Source organism: Pseudomonas piscis (assembly GCF_009380155.1).
GTDB lineage: Bacteria > Pseudomonadota > Gammaproteobacteria > Pseudomonadales > Pseudomonadaceae > Aquipseudomonas > Aquipseudomonas piscis.
The window spans coordinates 394,109-414,541 of the sequence record NZ_WHUV01000002.1; the positions used below are offsets into that span (position 1 = coordinate 394,109).

Annotated in this window: 16 protein-coding genes; 11 read left to right on the plus strand and 5 right to left on the minus strand. The window is 64.2% G+C overall.

Annotated features, from left to right (window positions below; translation table 11 throughout):
- The first annotated feature begins 135 nt into the window (after positions 1-135).
- Together GDH07_RS11855 and GDH07_RS32685 are read left to right on the plus strand one after the other, a co-directional pair.
- Positions 136-315: a hypothetical protein gene (locus GDH07_RS11855; protein WP_103324242.1), complete on the plus strand. Its 180-nt coding sequence runs from the start codon at positions 136-138 to the stop codon at positions 313-315.
- Between the two features lie 181 nt (positions 316-496).
- The gene (locus tag GDH07_RS32685) at positions 497-622 is read left to right on the plus strand and encodes a hypothetical protein (RefSeq protein WP_022639020.1); all 126 of its coding nucleotides are present in this window, start codon (positions 497-499) and stop codon (positions 620-622) included.
- A 131-nt stretch (positions 623-753) separates the two neighbouring features.
- Here the strand turns inward: GDH07_RS32685 and GDH07_RS11860 are convergent, their stop codons facing one another.
- The gene (locus tag GDH07_RS11860) at positions 754-1,443 is read right to left on the minus strand and encodes an aspartate/glutamate racemase family protein (RefSeq protein ID WP_152897644.1); all 690 of its coding nucleotides are present in this window, start codon (positions 1,441-1,443) and stop codon (positions 754-756) included.
- Between the two features lie 76 nt (positions 1,444-1,519).
- On the opposite strand from GDH07_RS11860, the gene GDH07_RS11865 reads away from it, so the two are divergent.
- Complete coding sequence (locus GDH07_RS11865; protein WP_152897645.1) at positions 1,520-2,293, plus strand: helix-turn-helix domain-containing protein; 774 nt, start codon at positions 1,520-1,522, stop codon at positions 2,291-2,293.
- A gap of 3 nt (positions 2,294-2,296) precedes the next feature.
- Here GDH07_RS11865 and GDH07_RS11870 read toward each other — a convergent pair whose 3' ends face one another.
- Both GDH07_RS11870 and ccoN read right to left on the minus strand, forming a co-directional pair.
- Positions 2,297-2,515, minus strand: coding sequence for a hypothetical protein (locus GDH07_RS11870; protein ID WP_031319938.1), 219 nt, complete (start codon positions 2,513-2,515; stop codon positions 2,297-2,299).
- A gap of 57 nt (positions 2,516-2,572) precedes the next feature.
- Positions 2,573-4,000, minus strand: a complete 1,428-nt coding sequence (gene ccoN, locus GDH07_RS11875; protein WP_053130401.1) for a cytochrome-c oxidase, cbb3-type subunit I — start codon at positions 3,998-4,000, stop codon at positions 2,573-2,575.
- A 419-nt stretch (positions 4,001-4,419) separates the two neighbouring features.
- Between ccoN and GDH07_RS11885 the strand changes: the two genes are divergently transcribed.
- From GDH07_RS11885 to GDH07_RS11895, 3 genes are all read left to right on the plus strand, one after another.
- The gene (locus tag GDH07_RS11885; RefSeq protein WP_152897646.1) at positions 4,420-6,093 is read left to right on the plus strand and encodes a nitrite/sulfite reductase; all 1,674 of its coding nucleotides are present in this window, start codon (positions 4,420-4,422) and stop codon (positions 6,091-6,093) included.
- On the plus strand, positions 6,090-6,584 hold the full coding sequence (locus GDH07_RS11890; protein WP_022639017.1) for a DUF934 domain-containing protein: 495 nt from the start codon (positions 6,090-6,092) through the stop codon (positions 6,582-6,584). Before GDH07_RS11885 ends, GDH07_RS11890 begins: the two co-directional genes overlap by 4 nt.
- Positions 6,585-6,702: 118 nt before the next feature.
- Positions 6,703-7,374 carry a DUF3313 domain-containing protein gene (locus GDH07_RS11895; RefSeq protein ID WP_103324239.1) on the plus strand — a complete coding sequence of 224 codons (672 nt, stop codon included), beginning with the start codon at positions 6,703-6,705 and terminating at the stop codon, positions 7,372-7,374.
- A gap of 34 nt (positions 7,375-7,408) precedes the next feature.
- Here the strand turns inward: GDH07_RS11895 and GDH07_RS11900 are convergent, their stop codons facing one another.
- Both GDH07_RS11900 and GDH07_RS11905 read right to left on the minus strand, forming a co-directional pair.
- Complete coding sequence (locus tag GDH07_RS11900; protein WP_152897647.1) at positions 7,409-8,383, minus strand: DUF3829 domain-containing protein; 975 nt, start codon at positions 8,381-8,383, stop codon at positions 7,409-7,411.
- Complete coding sequence (locus GDH07_RS11905; protein ID WP_152897648.1) at positions 8,380-10,017, minus strand: molecular chaperone DnaJ; 1,638 nt, start codon at positions 10,015-10,017, stop codon at positions 8,380-8,382. Before GDH07_RS11905 ends, GDH07_RS11900 begins: the two co-directional genes overlap by 4 nt.
- A gap of 521 nt (positions 10,018-10,538) precedes the next feature.
- Between GDH07_RS11905 and tpx the strand changes: the two genes are divergently transcribed.
- From tpx to GDH07_RS11930, 5 genes are all read left to right on the plus strand, one after another.
- Positions 10,539-11,039, plus strand: coding sequence for a thiol peroxidase (gene tpx / locus GDH07_RS11910; protein WP_022639010.1), 501 nt, complete (start codon positions 10,539-10,541; stop codon positions 11,037-11,039).
- 177 nt (positions 11,040-11,216) lie between these two features.
- Positions 11,217-12,545 (plus strand): MdtA/MuxA family multidrug efflux RND transporter periplasmic adaptor subunit, encoded by a 1,329-nt coding sequence (locus tag GDH07_RS11915; RefSeq protein ID WP_152897649.1) that lies wholly within the window; start codon positions 11,217-11,219, stop codon positions 12,543-12,545.
- Complete coding sequence (locus GDH07_RS11920) at positions 12,542-15,634, plus strand: MdtB/MuxB family multidrug efflux RND transporter permease subunit (protein WP_152897650.1); 3,093 nt, start codon at positions 12,542-12,544, stop codon at positions 15,632-15,634. Before GDH07_RS11915 ends, GDH07_RS11920 begins: the two co-directional genes overlap by 4 nt.
- Positions 15,635-15,752: 118 nt before the next feature.
- Positions 15,753-18,860: an efflux RND transporter permease subunit gene (locus GDH07_RS11925; RefSeq protein WP_152897651.1), complete on the plus strand. Its 3,108-nt coding sequence runs from the start codon at positions 15,753-15,755 to the stop codon at positions 18,858-18,860.
- Positions 18,857-20,350, plus strand: a complete 1,494-nt coding sequence (locus GDH07_RS11930; RefSeq protein ID WP_152897652.1) for an efflux transporter outer membrane subunit — start codon at positions 18,857-18,859, stop codon at positions 20,348-20,350. Before GDH07_RS11925 ends, GDH07_RS11930 begins: the two co-directional genes overlap by 4 nt.
- The last annotated feature ends 83 nt before the right edge of the window (positions 20,351-20,433 follow it).

The window sequence follows — 20,433 nt, forward strand, 5'->3', positions numbered from 1 at the left end:
GGGGCCTGAGCGCTTCTATTAATGACGCTGATATCGGCTACTGGTGCAAAGAATTTTTTCCCGCCAACCCTCGATAGTAAGTTTGCTCCACGGCCCACACGGGCAAGCCAGCCAACCGAATACGAGGGTTACCCCATGAATTTCAATCTCTTCTCCGTGATCGCCGCCTCGGCCATTTCCGCCAGCGTGGTCCTGCCTGCCGGCGCCAACGTGGAAATCAGCCAGAAGAAATCCGCCACCAACACCTACACCGAGAAATACCTGCAACAAAGCGCCAACTTCTATGCCGCGCTGGATCACAAGTCCCATAGCTGAGCCCGACTCGTCCATATCCAGGTATGCAGGAGCGACATCACTGGTGCAGTGCTGTCGCTCCTGCATGACCTGTTTGCGACCAGGCGCACAGGACGGCGAATTTTGCTTGGTAGTGTCACATCGCCATGTGTTTAAATTTGGCGCTGAATTATTGACTCTTTCCCGAGCAAGGATCGATAGCATGGTGATGCGTCTGACTGTGGTTCTGCTGTTGCTCTATTCCAGCCCCATCCTGTCTTCCGCGCAGCCGGTGGAAGGCGAACCCGAAACCTCCCGCGAACGCCTGGCCAGCCTGTTGCAAGACTGAGGCGGGCGGCGCTCATCAACGGCCTGGCCTGACGCTGGTTCCTGCTGGGTGGCCGGCTTTGCGCGGTGGGCTTGCGAGCGCTTGCCCGGCAACTCTAGATCCACGATCCGCCTGCCGCGCCATGCTCCCGGTCAAGCCAGGGCGAATGCCACCGCCGCCTGGGCGTGCAGCTCAGTGGTATCCAGCAGTGGCAGGGGGCTGTGCTCCGGCTTGAGCAGCAGGCCGATTTCGGTGCAGCCGAGAATCACCGCCTGGGCCCCGCGGGCCTGCAGCGACTGGATGACCTGCTGATACTGCCTGCGCGATTGTTCGCGGATCACACCCACGCACAACTCTTCATAGATGATCCGATGCACGACCTGGCTCTGTTCGGCGTCCGGCACCAGCACTTGCAGGCCCTGGTCGGCCAGGCGCTGCTTGAGGAAGTCCTGCTTCATGGTGAAGGCCGTGCCCAGCAGGCCCACCTTCAGGGTGCCGGCGGCCAGCGCCGCCTGGGCGGTGGGGTCGGCAATGTGCAGGAAAGGCAGGTTCGTCGCCGCCTGGATCGGTGCGGCCACCTTGTGCATGGTGTTGGTGCACAGCACCAGGCAGTCGGCGCCGCCGGCCTCCAGGCGCCGGGCGGCGTCCACCAGGATCGCCGCTGCCGCGTCCCAGTCTCCGGCGTGCTGGGCCCGTTCGACAGGTCCGAAGTCGACGCTGTACATTAGCAGCCGCGCTGAACGCAGGGCGCCCAGGCGGTCGCGGACCTGCTGGTTGATCAGGCGATAGTATTCGGCGCTGGACTCCCAGCTCATGCCGCCGATCAGGCCGATGGTGCGCATCTGCAACTCCTTGGGTCGTGTTGGATACGGCTCAGTCTGGCTTGCTCAAGGCCAGTGATCTATCAGGAAATTTCACATGCCCCAGGTGCTTGAACATCGCTTGCTGGACGGCCAGCTGGTCCTGCAGCTGCTGCCGGCTGCGGCCTATAGCGCCCGTGACCCGGTGCAATGGCAGACCCTGGGCGTGGCCCTGGAGCGCCAGCGCGGAGTGCATGCGATCGGCTCCGACCGGCGTGAGGATTTCGACACCTGGCCCGGAACCCTGGCCTTGACGCCCAAGGGTATCGAAGTGTTTTCCGAATCCGCCGAAGGTGGTGAGTACCTGCTGGCCCGTTGGCAGGGGCCGCTTTGGCCGGAGGCCGTCGAGCGGCGCCTGCAGAGCCCCGGACATGCCCGCGCCTTGGCCTTGGGGCGCGAGGCCCGACGGTTGTTGTTAATGCCGCAGCCCGACGAACTGGCCCTGGAGCAGTGCGCCCTGGCCTTTGTCGGCTTGCCCTGGCAGCCCGCCACCAAGCCGCCGGTGGCCGATCTGCGCCGGGTACTGCAGAGAATGGCCGATGAGTACGCCCAGCCCTTGTCCCTGGCGCAACTGGCCGTCACCTATGGGCATAACGAGTTGCGCCTGCTGCGGGACTTCAGCCGTGGGGTGGGCATGACGCCCCATGCCTGGCTCACCGAGATCCGCCTGCAAGCGGCCCGGCGCTTGCTGGAACACAGCGACCTGCCGTTGGCAGCCATTGCTCAGGACTGCGGTTTTGCCCATCAATCGCACCTGGGCAGTGCCTTGCGCAAGGGCCTTGGGTTGACGCCACGCCAGTACCGTTTGCGGTTCCAGCAGCGTGAGCCGTGACGGCTACATCTCCAGGTTGATCCAGCCCGGCTTGGCTTCCTCCGGAGCCACGGCGTCGATCTTCTTGCCGGTGGCGGCCTCCACCCGGCGCGCCACTTCCGGATCGTCGGCGAAAGGAATCAGGCTAGCCTCGTCCAGGCTCTTGGCGCTCTGGTGGCGCAGGCAGTACTCGATGCAGAGGTAGAGAAACACCACCCCCAGCAGGTTGAACAGAATGTCCATGACGGTCTTGCTCCCTGGAATGAAAACGCCGGCCCGGGGCCGGCGTCTGGAGGTGGATCAGGCGATCCGGGCGTCGCTCAGCGCCAGCCGGGAATCGGCCACGCGCACGGTGCGCCAGGTGTTGTAGGCCATCAGCAGCATGCCGCTGAGGAAGAACACGCCACCGGCGAAGCGCACCACGAAGCCCGGATGGCTGGCCACCAGGCCCTCGACGAAGGAATAGGTGAGGGTGCCGTCTTCGTTGACCGCGCGCCACATCAGGCCCTGGGTGATGCCGTTGACCCACATCGAGGCGATGTAGAGCACGGTGCCGATGGTGGCCAGCCAGAAGTGCAGGTTGATCAGCGGCACGCTGTGCATCTGCTCGCGGCCGAACACCTTGGGCACCATGTGGTAGATGGCGCCGAAGGTGATCATGGCTACCCAGCCCAGGGCGCCGGCGTGTACGTGGCCGATTGTCCAGTCGGTGTAGTGGGAGAGGGCGTTGACGGTCTTGATCGCCATCATCGGGCCTTCGAAGGTCGACATGCCGTAGAACGCCAGCGACAGCACCAGGAAGCGCAGGATCGGGTCGGTGCGCAGCTTATGCCAGGCGCCCGAGAGGGTCATCATGCCGTTGATCATGCCGCCCCAGCTCGGAGCCAGGAGGATCAGCGACATGGCCATGCCCAGCGATTGCGCCCAGTCCGGCAGCGCGGTGTAGTGCAGGTGGTGCGGGCCGGCCCAGATATACAGGGTGATCAGCGCCCAGAAGTGCACGATCGACAGGCGATAGGAATAGACCGGGCGGCCCACTTGCTTGGGTACGAAGTAATACATCATCCCCAGGAAGCCGGTGGTCAGGAAGAAGCCCACGGCGTTGTGGCCGTACCACCACTGGACCATGGCATCGGTGGCCCCGGAATACACCGGGTAGGATTTGAACCAGTCCACCGGGATCGACAGGTGGTTGACCACGTGGAGCATGGCGATCACCAGGATGAAGGCGCCGAAGAACCAGTTGCCGACATAGATGTGCTGGCTCTTGCGCTGGACCACGGTGGTGAAGAACACGATGCCGTAGACCACCCAGACCACCGCCATCCATACCGCGCCGGCGAATTCGATCTCGGCGTATTCCTTGGTGGTGGTGTAGCCCAGGGGCAGGGTGACCAGCATGATCACGATCACCGATTGCCAGCCCCAGAAGGTGAAGGCTGCCAGCGTGTCGGAGTACAGCCGTACCTGGCAGGTACGCTGCACCGCATAGTAGCTGGCGGCGAACTGCGCGCTGCCGGCGAAGCCGAAGATCACCAGGCTGGTGTGCAGCGGCCGCAGGCGCCCGAAGGTGGTCCACGGCAGGTCGAGGTTCATGTCCGGCCACACCAGCTGCGAGGCAATCCATACCCCCATGGCCATGCCGATCACACCCCATACCACTGTTGCGACGACGAATTGGCGAACCACCTTGTAGTTGTAGGCCTGTTCGAGTGTTGCTGAGTTCATGGTCAATGCTTCCACGGTTGCAGAGTCTTGCCAGGCCACCCGGTCTGGCACGGGGTGCACTGTAGGAACCATGGACAAAACAAAACAGGCTCAGAAAAACAGCAATAATACGGATCAGATTTTCCTCAAGGCAGGCTGGATATCACAGCTACTGATATGGTTTTTTAGTTTTTACCTGGATCTGTAACGATCTGCGCCGCAAGCGCATAGTCGCCGCCTCACCCCAACGCGCCGTTGGGTCCTGTAGCGCAAGCTCGTCGAGCGAACACCAGGCAAGGCCATGACCGGCACGGCCCGAGCGGGCTGCCTGCGATGCCGGAGTGCTTCGCCATGCCACGGCTGTTTCGCGGTCCGGATGTCGCCGGTTTTGGGTACAGGGCCCGCAGCACGACCAGTACCGATGAGGACGAGGTAGGCACATGTATCAGTACGACGACTATGACCGGGCCCTGGTCTTTGAGCGGGTGGCGCAGTTTCGCGACCAGGTGGAGCGCTTCATGGAGGGCCAGCTGAGCGAGGAGGAGTTCCTGCCCCTGCGCCTGCAGAACGGCCTGTACCTGCAACGGCACGCCTACATGCTGCGGGTGGCGATCCCCTACGGCACCCTCAGCGCGCGGCAGATGCGCACCCTGGCCGGCATCGCCAGGGACTACGACCGCGGCTACGGGCACTTCACCACCCGCCAGAACCTGCAGTTCAACTGGATCGAGCTGACCCAGGTGCCGGACATTCTCGAGCGCCTGGCCGCGGTGGAAATGCACGCCATCCAGACTTCGGGCAACTGCGTGCGCAACATCACCACCGAGGCCTTCGCCGGGGTCGCCGCCGACGAGTTGCTGGACCCGCGGCCGCTGGCGGAAATCCTCCGCCAATGGTCGACCATCAACCCGGAGTTCCTGTTCCTGCCGCGCAAGTTCAAGATCGCCATCTGTTCGGCGGAGCAGGATCGCGCGGCGATCATGATGCATGACATCGGCCTGTACCTGTATCGCGCCGCCGACGACCAGATGCTGTTGCGGGTAATGGTCGGCGGCGGCCTGGGCCGCACTCCGATCCTCAGCCAGCAGATCCGCGAGGGCTTGCCCTGGCAGCACCTGTTGTCCTACGTCGAGGCGATCCTGCGGGTCTACAACCGCCATGGCCGGCGTGACAACAAGTACAAGGCGCGGATCAAGATCCTGGTCAAGGCCCTGGGCATCGAGGCGTTCGCCCGTGAAGTGGAGGAGGAGTGGCAGCACCTCAAGGAGGGGCCGGCGCAGCTTACCGAGGACGAATACCAGCGGGTTGCCAGCGCTTTCGTGCCGCCGATCTACGAACACCTGGGGGACGCCGACCTGGAGTACGGCAGTCGCCTGGCGGAGGACGCGGGTTTCGCCCGCTGGGTGGCCCACAACGTGCAGCCGCACAAGGTCCCGGGCTACGCCAGCGTGGTGCTGTCGACCAAGCCGGGGTTGGCCGCGCCACCTGGGGATGTCACCGGATTGCAGATGGAGGCGGTGGCCGAATGGTCGGAGCGTTTCGGCTTCGGCGAGATCCGCATCGCCCATGAGCAGAACATCGTCCTTCCGGATGTGCCCAAGTCACAGCTGTACGAGCTCTGGCAGCTGGCCTGCGACAAGGGCCTGGGTACCCCCAACGCCGGTCTGTTGACCGACATCATCGCTTGTCCGGGCGGCGACTTCTGTGCCCTGGCCAACGCTCGCTCGATTCCCATCACCCAGGCCATCCAGCAGCGTTTCGATGACCTGGACTATGTGCATGACCTGGGGGACATCAGCCTGAACATCTCCGGCTGCATGAATGCCTGCGGTCATCACCACATCGGCAATATCGGCATCCTTGGGGTCGACAAGAACGGCCAGGAGTGGTTCCAGGTCACCCTCGGCGGCGCCCAGGGCAAGGACAGCGCCCTGGGCAAGGTGATCGGCCCGTCGTTCAGCGCTGGAGAAATCCCCCTGGTGATCGAGCGCATCATCGGCACCTTCGTGCGCTATCGCGAGAGCGACGAGCCGTTCCTCGATACCTTGCAGCGCATCGGCCTGGAGCCGTTCAAGGAAAGGGTCTATCCCAAGGCACAGGAGCTCTCGGCATGAACAACCTGTTGAGCTTGCAGGATGGCGAGGCGCGCCTGGTGGAGGATGATCCCTGGAGCCTGGTACGCGGTGTCGACGATCCCTTGCCCGAAGGGCCGCTGATCCTGCCGCTGGCTCGTTGGCTGATGCGCCGCATCGAGCATCATCCGGCCCGGGACGGTGTCTGGCTCGGCCCGGACGACGAGGTCGAAAGCCTCAAGCCCTGGCTCAAGTTGATCCCTGTGGTGGCGGTGGACTTTCCCAGCTTTCGCGATGGCCGGGGCTACAGCCAGGCCTACCTGCTGCGTACCCGCCTGGGCTGGATGGGCGAGCTGCGGGCCGTGGGCGATGTGCTGCGCGACCAGTTGAGCCACATGCGCCAATGCGGTTTCGACAGCTTCGCCGTGCGTGAGGACAAATGCGCCCTGGATGCGCTCAAGGGCCTGGCGGGCATGAGCGTGCTCTACGGGCGTTCGGTGATCGAGCCACGCCCGCTGTTTCGCCGGCGCTAGGAGGTGTTCGTGGCGTCGTCGGCCGGCGGTTCGAGGGTGGCGGCGCAAGTGCAGGCTTTTGGCTATACCTGTAGTTCCCCTAGCCAGTCCATGGCTGCTTCACCTACAGGAGTTATCCATGAAGCTTGCACTGACCCTCAGCACGCTGTGCCTCGCCACTCTCGCCATGGCGGGGTGTTCCAGCAACGAGACCCGGCCCGAGGACTATTCCGGGTTCCTCAGTGACTACAGCCTGCTCAAGGAGGCCAAGTCGCCGTCCGGGGTGCAGGTCATGCGCTGGATCGACCCCAAGCTCAAGCTGGATCAGTATCGCAGTGTGTACATCGAGCCCACCCAGTTCCATCCGCAGCCACAGCCGACGGTGAAGATTCCCCAATCCACCCTGGCCGGCATCACCCGCTACTACGATGAAGCGCTCAAGCGCGAGCTGGGCAAATCCATGCCGCTGGCAACCGGTCCCGGGCCGGGCGTGGTGGTGGTACGGGCGGCGATCACTGCGGTGAGCAGCAAGACTGAAGGGCTCAAGCCCTATGAAATCATCCCGGTGGCCCTGGTGGCGGCTGCGGTGAGCACCGCCAGTGGTATCCGCGACCAGGAGACCACCCTGGGCACCGAGGCAGCCTTCCTCGACGGTGGTGATGGCCGAGTGATCGCCGAAGTGGTGCGCAAGGGCACTGGCAAGCCGTTGGCGAACGATACCCAGGTGATGCAGGCCAGCGATGTGCAGAGCGTTATCGATAGCTGGGCTTCGGACCTGCACCAGTCCTATGTGCAATTGAAGAACAAATGAGCCGCGCAGCGCTGCCCCGGCCGGGGCAGCGCTTTCAATAACGGCTACGCGCCAGCTGGTTGTAGTGATAGAGCATCTGGTCGTAGCCCTGGGTCACGGCGTGGAAGTCCTCGCCCAGGCGTTGCGGCTCGGCATGCTGCAGCCAGTCCCGGTGCAGGGTGTCCAGGGCCTGCAGGTAATGCTGGCTGGGGGCGGCGATCAGTTGCCAGAGGTACAGGGCTTCGCGGGTTTCCTGGTCCTGGATGCTGCCGATGAACTGTTGCCGGGCCTCCCAGGCCTGGCGCAGTTCCTGGGTGGCCTGGGTCAGTTGCGCCGGGGTCAGGGTGCGCTGGTGGATACCGTCGTCGAGCAAGTCCATGGTGCTTCTGGCCTGGATCATGTAGTTGAGCAAAGCCCAGTGGACGTTACGGCCCAGGCGCTGCTCCAGGCGTTGCAACTGCTGGGGGCGATGCTCGACATCCTGCGGCAGTAGCAGCTGGCGGACAGCATTCGAGGCTTGCAGATAGTCCGGGGCCTGGATCTCCAATTGCCGTACCAGTTCATCGAGCTGTGCCTCATGCAGCGTTCGACCAAGCCCCAGGCGGTGCATGTGTGCATCCTTGGTCAAGGCGACGAAGCGCGTGAGCACTTGCTGGTAGCGTTCGGTGGCGGCCAGCAGGGGGTTGCCGGGGTCGAGGCGGCGCAGTTTGGCGCCAATGTCGCCACTGCAGGAGCTGCGATAGGCCAGATCGATGTCCGGGCCGCCCTGGCTGCTCAGGTCATAGGCTCCAGGGGCTGTCGAGCGTGGCTTGCCCTCGGCCAGGTAGGCCTGGTGCACCATGCGCCAGGGCACATCCACCTGGTTCATGCAGTCGATGATCGGATTCAGGGCATTGGCCTGGGCGGTATAGGGGCTGTCCCGGTTATCGAGCCAGAGGCCGATTTGTCCCAGCTGCGTGCCGGAGCCGGCCAGCCCGAACAGGGTCAATCCCAGGCCCAGGCTGATCGGAAACAACCAATTGGGGTTCATGGCGTGCCCTCCCGGCCGTACCACTGGGCGCTGGTGGCCGGCGCGGCGCAGCCCGGGGCATTGGCCGGCATCCGTGCGCACAGGCGTTCGCTCCATTGTTGCAGGCCCTGGTTGGCGGTGACCGTGCCGTAGTCGCCCACCAGCTTGATCGCCACCAGGGCGATGGTCAGCAGCACACAGCCCAGCCCGCCCAGCAGGCGTCGTTGCCAGGGCGCGAGCTGACGCCAGGAAATACCGTGCTTGACCTCGATATTGCGCGCCAGGGCGACGCTCGGCAGCACTGCCAGATAAACCATCGCGCTGATCGGGCCGCAGATGTAACTCAGGGCCGGACCGAGCACGGCCACCGGCAGCAGGTCACGCAGGGGCAGCAAGCGTTGGCCGGGATTCAGCCAGCCTGGCAGGCGGCTGCCAAGACGATGGTCGTGGGCCCACAGGCGATGGGCCAGGGGTTGCCAGAGCCAATGCAGGAGCGCCGCGGAGCCAGCGAAACAGGCGCTCCAGAACAGCGTGACCCCGATGATCTCTCCCAGGCTGTTGCCTTGTGGGGCGTAGCGGGCCACGGCTCCAGCCAGGCAGGCGCTGAACAGCGCCAGGTACATCGGCCAGGAGTCGAACGCGAATTCCCAGTCACGCCAGAAGAATGGGGTGCCACCCGGCATCTCGGCCGCCACCTGCGGGTAATAGGCGTGCAGGTGCGAGCTGAGCTTGCGGCATGCGGCCCAGTCCTCTTCGGCGAGGCGTCGGGCGAAGGCTCGGCGGCGGTGCAGGCTGATGGGTGCCAGCAGCAGGTAGGCCGCTCGTTGCTCCGGCGAGGCCGGTGGTTGGCTGGCGAGAGCTCGCTGGTTGGCGATGAACGCCAGGCCTTCCTCACGCACCAGCAGGCGGTTCCATTCATGTTCGGGGCAGAGGTTGTCTTTTCCGCGCTTCCAGCCTTGGCCGAGGCACAGGGCCTGGAACAGCGTGCTGGACCAATAGGGGTTGTCCGCGAGCATTTGTGCCAGGCACTGATTGAACCAGTGGCGCTGGTCCAGTTCATCCAGCCAGCCGTGGGTGGCGCGGTTGGCATAGCTGTGGAGGAAGGCTTCGTCGTCCTGTCGGTCCAGGGCGCTGCGCAGGGATTGCTCCAGGGCGTGGCGGCATTGGCGCAGCAGGGCGTCGGTGAGGTACTCCGGCAGGTCCAGGTGTTGCCAGGCGCTCAGCCAGTGGAAGGTTTCGAAGCCCCAGGCCAGTAACTGCCCGGACTGTTCCGGGCGCTCCACGCAATGGCGCAGCAGGCCCAGTTCGAACTCCAGTGCGCAACCGCTGGCGATCGCTTGCTCATGGCGTTGATCCAGTTGCTCGATACGAATCCCTTCCAGCAGCGGGGCGACCCGCTGCGCCGGAGTCAGTTGCACGGTGGGTTGCACTGTCGCCAGGTTATCGGACGGTTCATCGGCCGCGCCGGTATCGGGCTCTTGTTCTTCGTCCAGCCACTGCGCCTGCTCCATGGCTTGCTCATAGGCATCGCGCAGGCGCTGGAAAGCCTCCGGGTCTTCGTCCGGACGGGTCTGTTTCAGCAGCTTGGCGTAATGGCGCTTGATCGTGCGGGTGTCAGGGGTGGCCGGCAGGCCGAGCAGGGTCCAGCAACTCATTGGGCGGTACGACTCCGTGAAAACCGCGGCGGGGCTCGTTAGTGGCGCGATGATACTACGGTCTACAACCGATCCACGAGAAAAACCCAAGGGGTGGATGCGGCGAGAAGGGCGGGATGCCGAAGCTGCTGCTTAATGTGCTTTGCATTCATGACCATTCATTTTGAGTGGTTTATTTAAAGTGATTTCTAGAATATAAAAAATCTATATAAAACATATAGATATGATTGTTATGTAATCTTGTTTGTAAGTTTTTTCTCGACTCTTGATGAGGTTTTTACGGGGGGCTTCGTTTCCAGTGCCTGCTGTTGCAGGTGGCGGCGATGCCGTCATGGCTTGTCCATGGAGCTGCGAAGTCCCTGGATAGAGTGAGAACCGTGCGTTGGCCGCCGCTAACGGCCGCGGGGCTTGTTGGACAATTTATCCAGCGGGCATAGGTGCTTGCGCCGTTTCATGCTTAACTTCGGCCTCTCGACGGTTTTCCATCATTGTTTCCATCACTCCCGCAAAGGACTCCGCTCATGGCTCAAGTCACCCTCAAAGGCAATCCGGTCCAGGTCAACGGCCAACTGCCGCAAGTCGGCTCCAAGGCGCCTGCATTCTCCCTGGTGGGCGCCGGCCTCGCCGATGTCTCCCTGGCCAGCCTTGCCGGCAAGCGCAAGGTGCTGAACATCTTCCCAAGCGTCGACACTCCGACCTGCGCGACCTCGGTGCGCAAGTTCAATGCCCAGGCCAATGACCTGGCCAACACCGTGGTGCTGTGCATCTCCGCCGACCTGCCGTTCGCCCAGGCACGCTTCTGCGGCGCCGAAGGCCTGGAAAACGTACAGAACCTGTCGACCCTGCGTGGCCGCGAATTCATCGAGAACTACGGCGTGGCCATCGCCGACGGCCCGCTGGCCGGCCTGACCGCCCGTGCCGTGGTGGTACTGGATGAAAACGACCAGGTACTGCACAGCGAGCTGGTCAAGGAGATCGCCGAGGAGCCGAACTACGACGCTGCCCTGGCCGTGCTCAAGTAAGGGCTTTTACAATTATTCACGGCCTGGCTTGCCCAGGCCGTTTTTATTTGTGCTTCAGTAAGTTAGCGACACACTTTGAAAACGTCAGGCAAAGGTAAATTGCCGGTAAAGGCCCTTTGCTAAAACCGCTCTAGTGCTTATCTTTCAGCCTTCTCAAAAGACACTCCCACGCGCCCAATGGTTGATCACTCCATGCAATCCTCTGCTACCCGCAACTCCCGCCGTTGGCTGTTCGGCCTGTTTGTCCTGCTGCTGGTCGCTGGCCTGTGCTGGAAATTCTGGCCAGCCAGCAGCACCCACAAGGATGCGGCGCAGCAGAAGGCCGCCAGCGGGCATACCGGCCGCAGCGGCAGCGTGCGTCCCGGCTTCGGTGGCGCCAGCGGGCCGATCCCGGTGCGGGTGCTACCGGTGACCCAGGGGGATTTCCCGCTGTACTACAAGGCCCTGGGTACGGTGACCGCGCTGAACACCATCAACGTGCGCAGCCGGGTGGCGGGAGAGCTGGTCAAGGTCAACTTCGAGGAAGGGCAGATGGTCAAGGCCGGCGACCTGTTGGCGCAGATCGATCCGCGGCCCTACCAGAACGCCTTGCTCCAGGCCGAGGGCACCCTGTTGCAGAATCAGGCGCAGTTGAAGAACGCCCAGATCGACCTCGAGCGCTATCGCGGGCTGTATGCCCAGGACAGCGTCGCCAAGCAGACCCTGGACAACGCCGTGGCGCTGGTAGGCCAGTACCAGGGCACGGTCAAGACCAACCAGGCGGCGGTCAACGATGCCCGGCTCAACCTCGAGTTCACCAATATCCGCGCGCCCATCGCCGGGCGCCTGGGCCTGCGCCAGCTGGACGTGGGCAACCTGGTGGCGGCCAATGACACCACGGCGCTGGTGATCATCACCCAGACCCAGCCCATCAGCGTGGCCTTCACCCTGCCGGAAAACAGCCTGGAAACCGTACTCGCCCGTTATCACGGCGGCGCTCGGCTGCCGGTGGAGGCCTGGGACCGTGGCGACCTCAAGTTGCAGGCCAGCGGCGTGCTGCAGAGCCTGGACAACCAGATCGACACCACGACCGGCACCCTGAAGTTCAAGGCGCGCTTCGATAACCGCGACCAGGGCCTGTTCCCCAACCAGTTCGTCAACGTGCGCCTGCTGGCCGACACCCAGAAGAACGTGGTGCTGGCCCCTTCGGCAGCGATCCAGTTCGGTACCAACGGCACTTTCGTCTATGCCATGGATGGGGACCACAAGGTCAAGATCCAGCAACTCAAGGTCGGCGCCAGCAACGGCGACTCGACGGTGATCACCGAGGGCCTCAAGGCGGGCGATCGGGTGGTGATGGAAGGAACCGATCGCCTGAAGGATGGCAGCGAGGTGGAAGTGGTCAATGACGCCATCGATGTGCCGAGCACTCCGACCGAACACTTGCAAGGCCAGCCTGCGGGCTCGACCAGTGCCCCGGCCAATGCCAAGCCGGTCGATGGCAAGGCACAAAAGGCCGGCGCATGAATTTCTCGCGGCTGTTCATCCTCCGTCCGGTAGCCACCACCCTGAGCATGCTGGCCATTGTCCTGGCCGGCCTGATCGCCTATCGCCTGCTGCCGGTCTCGGCCTTGCCCCAGGTGGACTACCCGACCATCCGGGTCATGACCCTGTACCCCGGAGCCAGCCCGGATGTGATGACCAGCGCGGTCACCGCGCCCCTGGAACGCCAGTTCGGGCAGATGCCGGGCCTGACCCAGATGGCCTCCACCAGCTCCGGTGGCGCTTCGGTACTGACCCTGCGCTTCAGCCTCGACATCAATATGGATGTGGCTGAACAGCAGGTGCAGGCCGCGATCAACGCCGCCACCAACCTGCTGCCCAAGGACTTGCCAGCACCGCCGGTGTACAACAAGGTCAACCCGGCGGACACCCCGGTGCTGACCCTGGCCATCACTTCCAAGACCATGCTGCTGCCCAAGCTCAATGACCTGGTGGACACCCGCATGGCGCAGAAGATCGCCCAGATCAGCGGCGTGGGCATGGTCAGCATCGCCGGCGGCCAGCGCCAGGCCGTGCGGATCAAGGTCAATCCCGAGGCCCTGGCGGCCAACGGCCTGAACCTTTCGGACGTGCGTACGCTGATCGCCGCGTCCAACGTCAACCAGCCCAAGGGCAACTTCGACGGCCCGACCCGGGTGTCGATGCTCGACGCCAACGACCAGCTGACCTCGCCCAAGGACTATGCCGAGCTGATCCTGGCCTACAAGAACGGCGCGCCCTTGCGCCTCAAGGATGTGGCCGAGATCGTCGATGGCGCCGAGAACGAGCGCCTGGCCGCCTGGGCCAACGAGAACCAGGCGGTGCTGCTGAACATCCAGCGCCAGCCCGGGGCCAACGTCATCGAGGTGGTGGACCGGATCAAGGCCATGCTGCCGAGCATCACCGACAACCTGCCGGCGGGCCTGGATGTCACCGTGTTGACCGATCGCACCCAGACCATCCGCGCCTCGGTCACCGATGTGCAGCACGAACTGTTCATCGCCATCGCCCTGGTGGTGATGGTGACCTTCCTGTTCCTGCGTCGGGCCAGCGCCACCGTGATCCCGTCGATCGCCGTGCCGTTGTCGCTGATCGGCACCTTCGGCGTGATGTACCTGGCCGGGTTCTCGGTGAACAACTTGACCCTGATGGCGTTGACCATCGCCACCGGCTTCGTGGTGGATGACGCCATCGTCATGCTGGAGAACATCTCGCGCTTCATCGAGGAGGGCGACAGCCCGTTGCAGGCGGCGCTCAAGGGAGCCAAGCAGATCGGCTTCACCCTGATCTCCCTGACCCTGTCCCTGATCGCGGTGCTGATCCCGCTGCTGTTCATGGCCGATGTGGTCGGGCGGCTGTTCCGTGAGTTCGCCATCACCCTGGCGGTGGCGATCCTGATTTCCCTGGTGGTGTCCCTGACCCTGACCCCGATGATGTGCGCGCGGTTGCTCAAGCGCGAGCCCAAGGAGCACGAGCAGGGGCGGTTCTATCGCGCCAGCGGCGCCTGGATCGACTGGCTGATCGCAGGCTACGGGCGCCAGCTGCAATGGGTGCTCAAGCACCAGTTCCTGACCTTGCTGGTGGCTATCGGCACCCTGGCGCTGACGGTATTCCTCTACCTGATAGTGCCCAAGGGCTTCTTCCCGGTGCAGGACACAGGGGTCATCCAGGGGATTTCCGAGGCGCCGCAATCGGTGTCCTTCGCCGCCATGAGCCAACGCCAGCAGGACTTGGCCAAGGTCATCCTGCAAGATCCGGCGGTACAGAGCCTGTCATCCTACATCGGGGTCGACGGCGACAACGCCACCCTCAACAGCGGCCGCCTGCTGATCAACCTCAAGCCCCACAGCCAGCGCGACCTCAGCGCCGCCCAGGTGATCGCGCGGTTGCAGCCGCAAGTGGACAAGCTGCTGGGCATCCGCCTGTTCATGCAGCCGGTACAAGACCTGACCATCGAAGACCGGGTCAGCCGTACCCAGTACCAGTTCAGCCTGTCGTCGCCCGATGCCGACCTGCTGAGCCTGTGGAGCGGTCGCCTGGTGGAGGCCCTGGCCCAGCGTCCGGAGCTCACCGATGTGGCCAGCGACCTGCAGGACAAGGGCTTGCAGGTGTACCTGGTGATCGACCGTGACGCCGCCTCCCGGCTGGGCGTCTCGGTGTCGAACATCACCGATGCCCTGTACGACGCCTTCGGCCAGCGACAGATTTCTACCATCTATACCCAGGCCAGCCAGTACCGGGTGGTGCTCCAGGCCCAGGCCGGGGAGCGCATCGGGCCCCAGGCCCTGGACCAGATCCACGTCAAGACCACCGATGGCGGGCAGGTGCGCCTGTCCAGCCTGGCCCATGTCGAGGAGCGCCAGGCTCAACTGGCGATTGCCCATATCGGCCAGTTCCCGGCGGTGATGATGTCCTTCAACCTGGCGCCCGGGGTGGCGCTGGGCGAGGCGGTCAAGGTCATCGAGCAGGTACAGCAGGAGATCGGCATGCCGGTGGGAGTGCAGACCCGCTTCCAGGGCGCGGCGGAGGCCTTCCAGGCTTCGCTGTCCAGTACCTTGCTGCTGATCCTGGCGGCGGTGGTGACCATGTACATCGTGCTCGGCGTGCTCTATGAGAGCTACATCCACCCGGTCACCATCCTTTCCACTTTGCCCTCGGCAGCGGTGGGGGCCTTGCTGGCGCTGATCCTCAGCGGCAACGACCTGGGCATGATCGCGATCATCGGCATCATCTTGCTGATCGGTATCGTCAAGAAGAACGCGATCATGATGATCGACTTCGCCCTCGATGCCGAACGGCACCAGGGCATGGATCCGCAGCAGGCCATCTACCAGGCGGCATTGCTGCGTTTCCGGCCGATCCTCATGACCACCCTGGCGGCGTTGTTCGGCGCCGTGCCACTGATGCTGGCCACCGGTTCCGGCGCCGAGCTGCGCCAGCCCCTGGGCCTGGTGATGGTGGGTGGCCTGCTGGTGAGCCAGGTCCTGACCCTGTTCACGACGCCCGTTATCTACTTGTACTTCGACCGCTTGGGCCGCCGGTTTGCCAAGCCCGCCGTAGGAGAAGTGGTGTGAGGGGCGTGAGCGGCAAGCTGCAAGCCGCAAGCGGCAAGCCGGAGCAAAAGCCAGAGCCGCTGCTGGGCGTCCTGCTTTTCTCTTGTAGTTTGCAGCTTGAAGCTTGGAGCGGTCGCCCATGAACCTCTCGGGACCCTTCATCAAACGCCCGGTGGCGACCATGCTGCTGTCACTGGCGATCATGCTGCTGGGTGGCGTCAGCTTCGGCCTGTTGCCGGTGGCGCCGTTGCCGCAGATGGATTTCCCGGTGATCGTGGTCCAGGCCAGCCTGCCCGGGGCCAGCCCCGAGGTCATGGCCTCCACCGTGGCCACGCCCCTGGAGCGTTCCTTCGGCGCCATCGCTGGGATCGACACCATGAGCAGCCGCTCCAGCCAGGGTTCGACCCGGGTGATCCTGCAATTCGACCTGGGTCGCGATATCAATGGTGCGGCGCGGGAAGTGCAGGCGGCGATCAACGCCTCGCGCAACCTGTTGCCCAGCGGCATGCGCAGCATGCCCACCTACAAGAAGGTCAACCCGTCCCAGGCGCCGATCATGGTGCTGTCCTTGACCTCCGACGTGCTGGAGAAGGGCCAGCTCTACGACCTGGCCTCGACGATCCTGTCCCAGAGCCTGTCCCAGGTTCAGGGGGTGGGCGAGGTACAGGTCGGTGGCAGCTCGCTGCCGGCGGTGCGCATCGAACTGGAGCCGCAACTGCTCAACCAGTACGGGGTGGCCCTGGACGACGTACGCAACGCCATCGCCAATGCCAACCAGCGCCGGCCCAAGGGCTCGGTGGAGGATGACCAGCGGCTGTGGCAGATCCAGGCCAACGACCAGCTGGAGAAGGCCCGTGATTACGAACCGCTGATCATCCACTACAACAACGGCGCGGCCCTGCGCCTGAAGGACGTGGCCAAGGTCAGCGATGGCGTCGAGGATCGCTACAACAGCGGCTTCTTCAACGACGACGCCGCCGTGCTGCTGGTGATCAACCGCCAGGCCGGGGCCAACATCATCGAGACGGTGAACGAGATCAAGGCCCAGTTGCCGGCGTTGCAGGCGGTGCTGCCGGCCAGCGTCAAGCTCAACCTGGCCATGGACCGCTCACCGGTGATCAAGGCCACCTTGCACGAGGCCGAGATGACGCTGCTGATCGCCGTGGCCCTGGTGATCCTGGTGGTGTTCCTGTTCCTGGGCAACTTCCGCGCCTCGGTGATCCCGACCCTGGCGGTACCGGTATCGCTGGTGGGCACCTTCGCCGTCATGTACCTGTACGGCTTTTCCCTGAACAACCTGTCGCTGATGGCGCTGATCCTGGCCACGGGGTTGGTGGTGGACGATGCCATCGTGGTCCTGGAGAACATCTCGCGGCATATCGACGAGGGCGTGAAGCCGCTGCAGGCTGCCTACATGGGAGCCAAGGAAGTGGGCTTCACCCTGTTGTCGATGAACGTCTCGCTGGTGGCGGTGTTCCTGTCGATCCTGTTCATGGGCGGGATCATCGAGAGCCTGTTCCGCGAGTTCTCCATCACCCTGGCGGCGGCCATCGTGGTCTCGCTGGTGGTGTCCCTGACCCTGACGCCGATGCTCTGCGCCCGCTGGCTCAAGCCCCATCTGCCGGGCCAGGAGAATGCCCTGCAGCGCTGGAGCCGGCGCAGCAACGACTGGATGGTCGGCAAGTACGCCAGCAGCCTGGACTGGGTGCTACGGCATCGACGCCTGACCCTGCTCAGCCTGCTGCTGACCATTGGCGTCAACGTCGCCTTGTATGTAGTGGTGCCCAAGACCTTCATGCCCCAGCAGGACACTGGCCAGTTGATCGGTTTCGTCCGTGGCGACGACGGCCTGTCCTTCAGCGTGATGCAGCCGAAGATGGAGATCTTCCGCCGCGCCGTGCTCAAGGATGAGGCGGTGGAGAGCGTGGCCGGCTTCATCGGTGGCTCCAACGGCACCAACAACGCCTTCATGCTGGTGCGCCTGAAACCCATCAAGGAACGCAATATCTCGGCGCAGAAGGTCATCGAGCGCCTGCGCAAGGAAATGCCCAAGGTGCCCGGGGCCCAGCTGATGCTGATGGCCGACCAGGACCTGCAGTTCGGTGGTGGCCGCGAACAGACCACCTCGCAGTATTCCTACATCCTGCAGAGCGGCGACCTGGGCGAGCTGCGCGAGTGGTACCCGAAGGTGGTCGCGGCGTTGCGGGCCTTGCCCGAGCTGACCGCCATCGATGCCCGGGACGGCCACGGTGCGCAACAGGTGACCCTGGTGGTGGACCGTGACCAGGCCAAGCGCCTGGGGGTGGACATGGACATGGTCACCGCGGTGCTCAACAACGCCTACAGCCAGCGGCAGATCTCCACCATCTACGACAGCCTCAACCAGTACCAGGTGGTGATGGAGGTCAATCCCAAGTACGCCCAGGACCCGATCACCCTGAACCAGGTGCAGGTGATCACCGCCGACGGGGCTCGGATCCCGCTGTCGACCATCGCCCATTACGAGAGCAGCCTGGAAGACGATCGGGTCAGCCACGAGGGCCAGTTCGCCTCGGAGAGCATTTCCTTCGACATGGCTGAAGGCATCACCGTGGAGCAGGGCACTGCCGCCATCGAACGGGCGATCGCCAAGCTGGGCATGCCCGAGGACGTGATCATCAAGATGGCCGGCACCGCCGACGCCTTCGCCGCCACCCAGAAAAGCCAGCCGTTCATGATCCTCGGTGCGCTGCTGGCGGTGTACCTGGTGCTCGGGGTGCTCTACGAGAGCTACATCCACCCGCTGACCATCCTTTCTACCTTGCCCTCGGCCGGCGTCGGCGCCTTGCTCTCGATCTACGTGCTGGGCAGCGAGTTCAGCCTGATTTCGCTGCTGGGGCTGTTCCTGCTGATCGGCGTGGTGAAGAAGAACGCGATCCTGATGATCGACCTGGCGCTGCAACTGGAACGGCATGAGAAGCTCGACCCGCTGCAGTCGATCCGCAGTGCCTGCCTGCAGCGCCTGCGGCCGATCCTGATGACCACCCTGGCGGCGATCCTCGGCGCCTTGCCGCTGCTGCTGGGCACTGCCGAGGGCTCGGAAATGCGCCAGCCCCTGGGCCTGACCATCATCGGCGGCCTGGTCTTCAGCCAGATCCTGACCCTCTACACCACCCCGGTGGTCTACCTCTATCTCGACCGCCTGCGCCACAAGTTCAACCACTGGCGTGGGGTCCGTACCGATGCCGCTCTGGAAACGCCGCTATGACCGAACACTCGTCCCGTCCCGTTTCGCTGTTGTCCGCCCAGCGCCTGGTCATGGCCCGGGGCTCACGGGCCCTGAGCCTGGGCCTGTGCGTGCTGTTGCTCAGCGCCTGCGCGATCGGTCCCGACTACCAGCGACCCGAAGTGGCCGAGCCTGCGCAATACAAGGCCGCCGAGGGCTGGCGCCAGGCCAGTCCCAGCGATGCCCTGGCCCGTGGCGCCTGGTGGGAGCTGTATGGCGATACCCAGCTCAATGGCCTGGTGGCCCAGCTCAATAGCGCCAACCAGAGCGTGGCCCAGGCCGAAGCCCAGTACCGCCAGGCCCAGGCCCTGGTGCGCAGTTCCCGCGGGGCGTTCTTTCCCAGTGTCGACCTGAGTGCCGGCAAAACCCGCGCCAGCCAGGGCACCGGCAGCAGCAGCTCGGCCCTGAGCAGTTCCAGCAGCGGTATCCGCGACACCTATAACACCCAGCTGGGGGTGAGTTGGGAGGCCGATATCTGGGGCAAGCTGCGCCGTGGCCTGGAGGCCAACGAGGGCAGTGCCGAGGCGAGCTTCGCCGACCTGGCGGCCATGCGCCTGAGCCAGCAGTCCGAACTGGTGCAGAACTACCTGCAACTGCGGGTAATCGATGAGCAGAAGCGCCTGCTGGAAGCCACGGTGGTGGCCTATCAGCGGTCCCTGACCATGACGCAGAACCAGTACCAGGCCGGAGTCGCCGGCAAGGACGCGGTGGCCCAGGCCCAGACCCAGCTCAAGAGCACCCAGGCCGACCTGATCGACCTGATCTGGCAGCGCGCTCAGTTCGAGAACGCCATCGCGGTGCTGATCGGCGTGCCGCCGGCCGAGTTCAAGCTGGCCGAGGCGCAGAACGTCCCGGTACTGCCCCAGGTCCCCCTGGGCGTGCCTTCGCAATTGCTGGAGCGGCGCCCCGACATCGCCTCGGCCGAGCGGGCGATGATGGCGGCCAACGCCAATATCGGCGTAGCCAAGGCCGCCTATTATCCGGACCTGACCCTGAGCATGGCCGGCGGCTATAGCAGCAGCACCTACTCCAACTGGATCACGTTGCCGAACCGTTTCTGGTCGGTGGGGCCGAAACTGGCGATGACCCTGTTCGATGGCGGCCAGCGCTCGGCGGAGGTGGACCGCACGGTGGCGGTATACGACCAGACCGTGGCCAAGTACCGGCAGACCGTGCTCGACGGCTTTCGCGAGGTAGAGAACTACATGACCCAGCTCAAGGTCCTGGAGGACGAGGCGGGCGTGCGCCAGCAGGCCCTGGACTCGGCCCGCGATGCCCTGCGCCTGACCGAGAACCAGTACAAGGCCGGGCTCATCGGCTACCTCGATGTGGTCACCAGCCAGACCACCGCGCTGAGCAATGAACGTAGTGTCCTGAGCCTGTTGCAGAGTCGCCTGATCGCCAGCGTGCAACTGATCGCGGCCCTGGGCGGCGGCTGGGATGGCCAGTTGCAGGTCAGCGAGCAGAAATAGCCGGGAGCGGGTCAGCCATGGGGGCCTGCCACGATCGCGCGATGCAGAGCCTTCGCGATCGTCATCAGCAGCTACAGTATTTG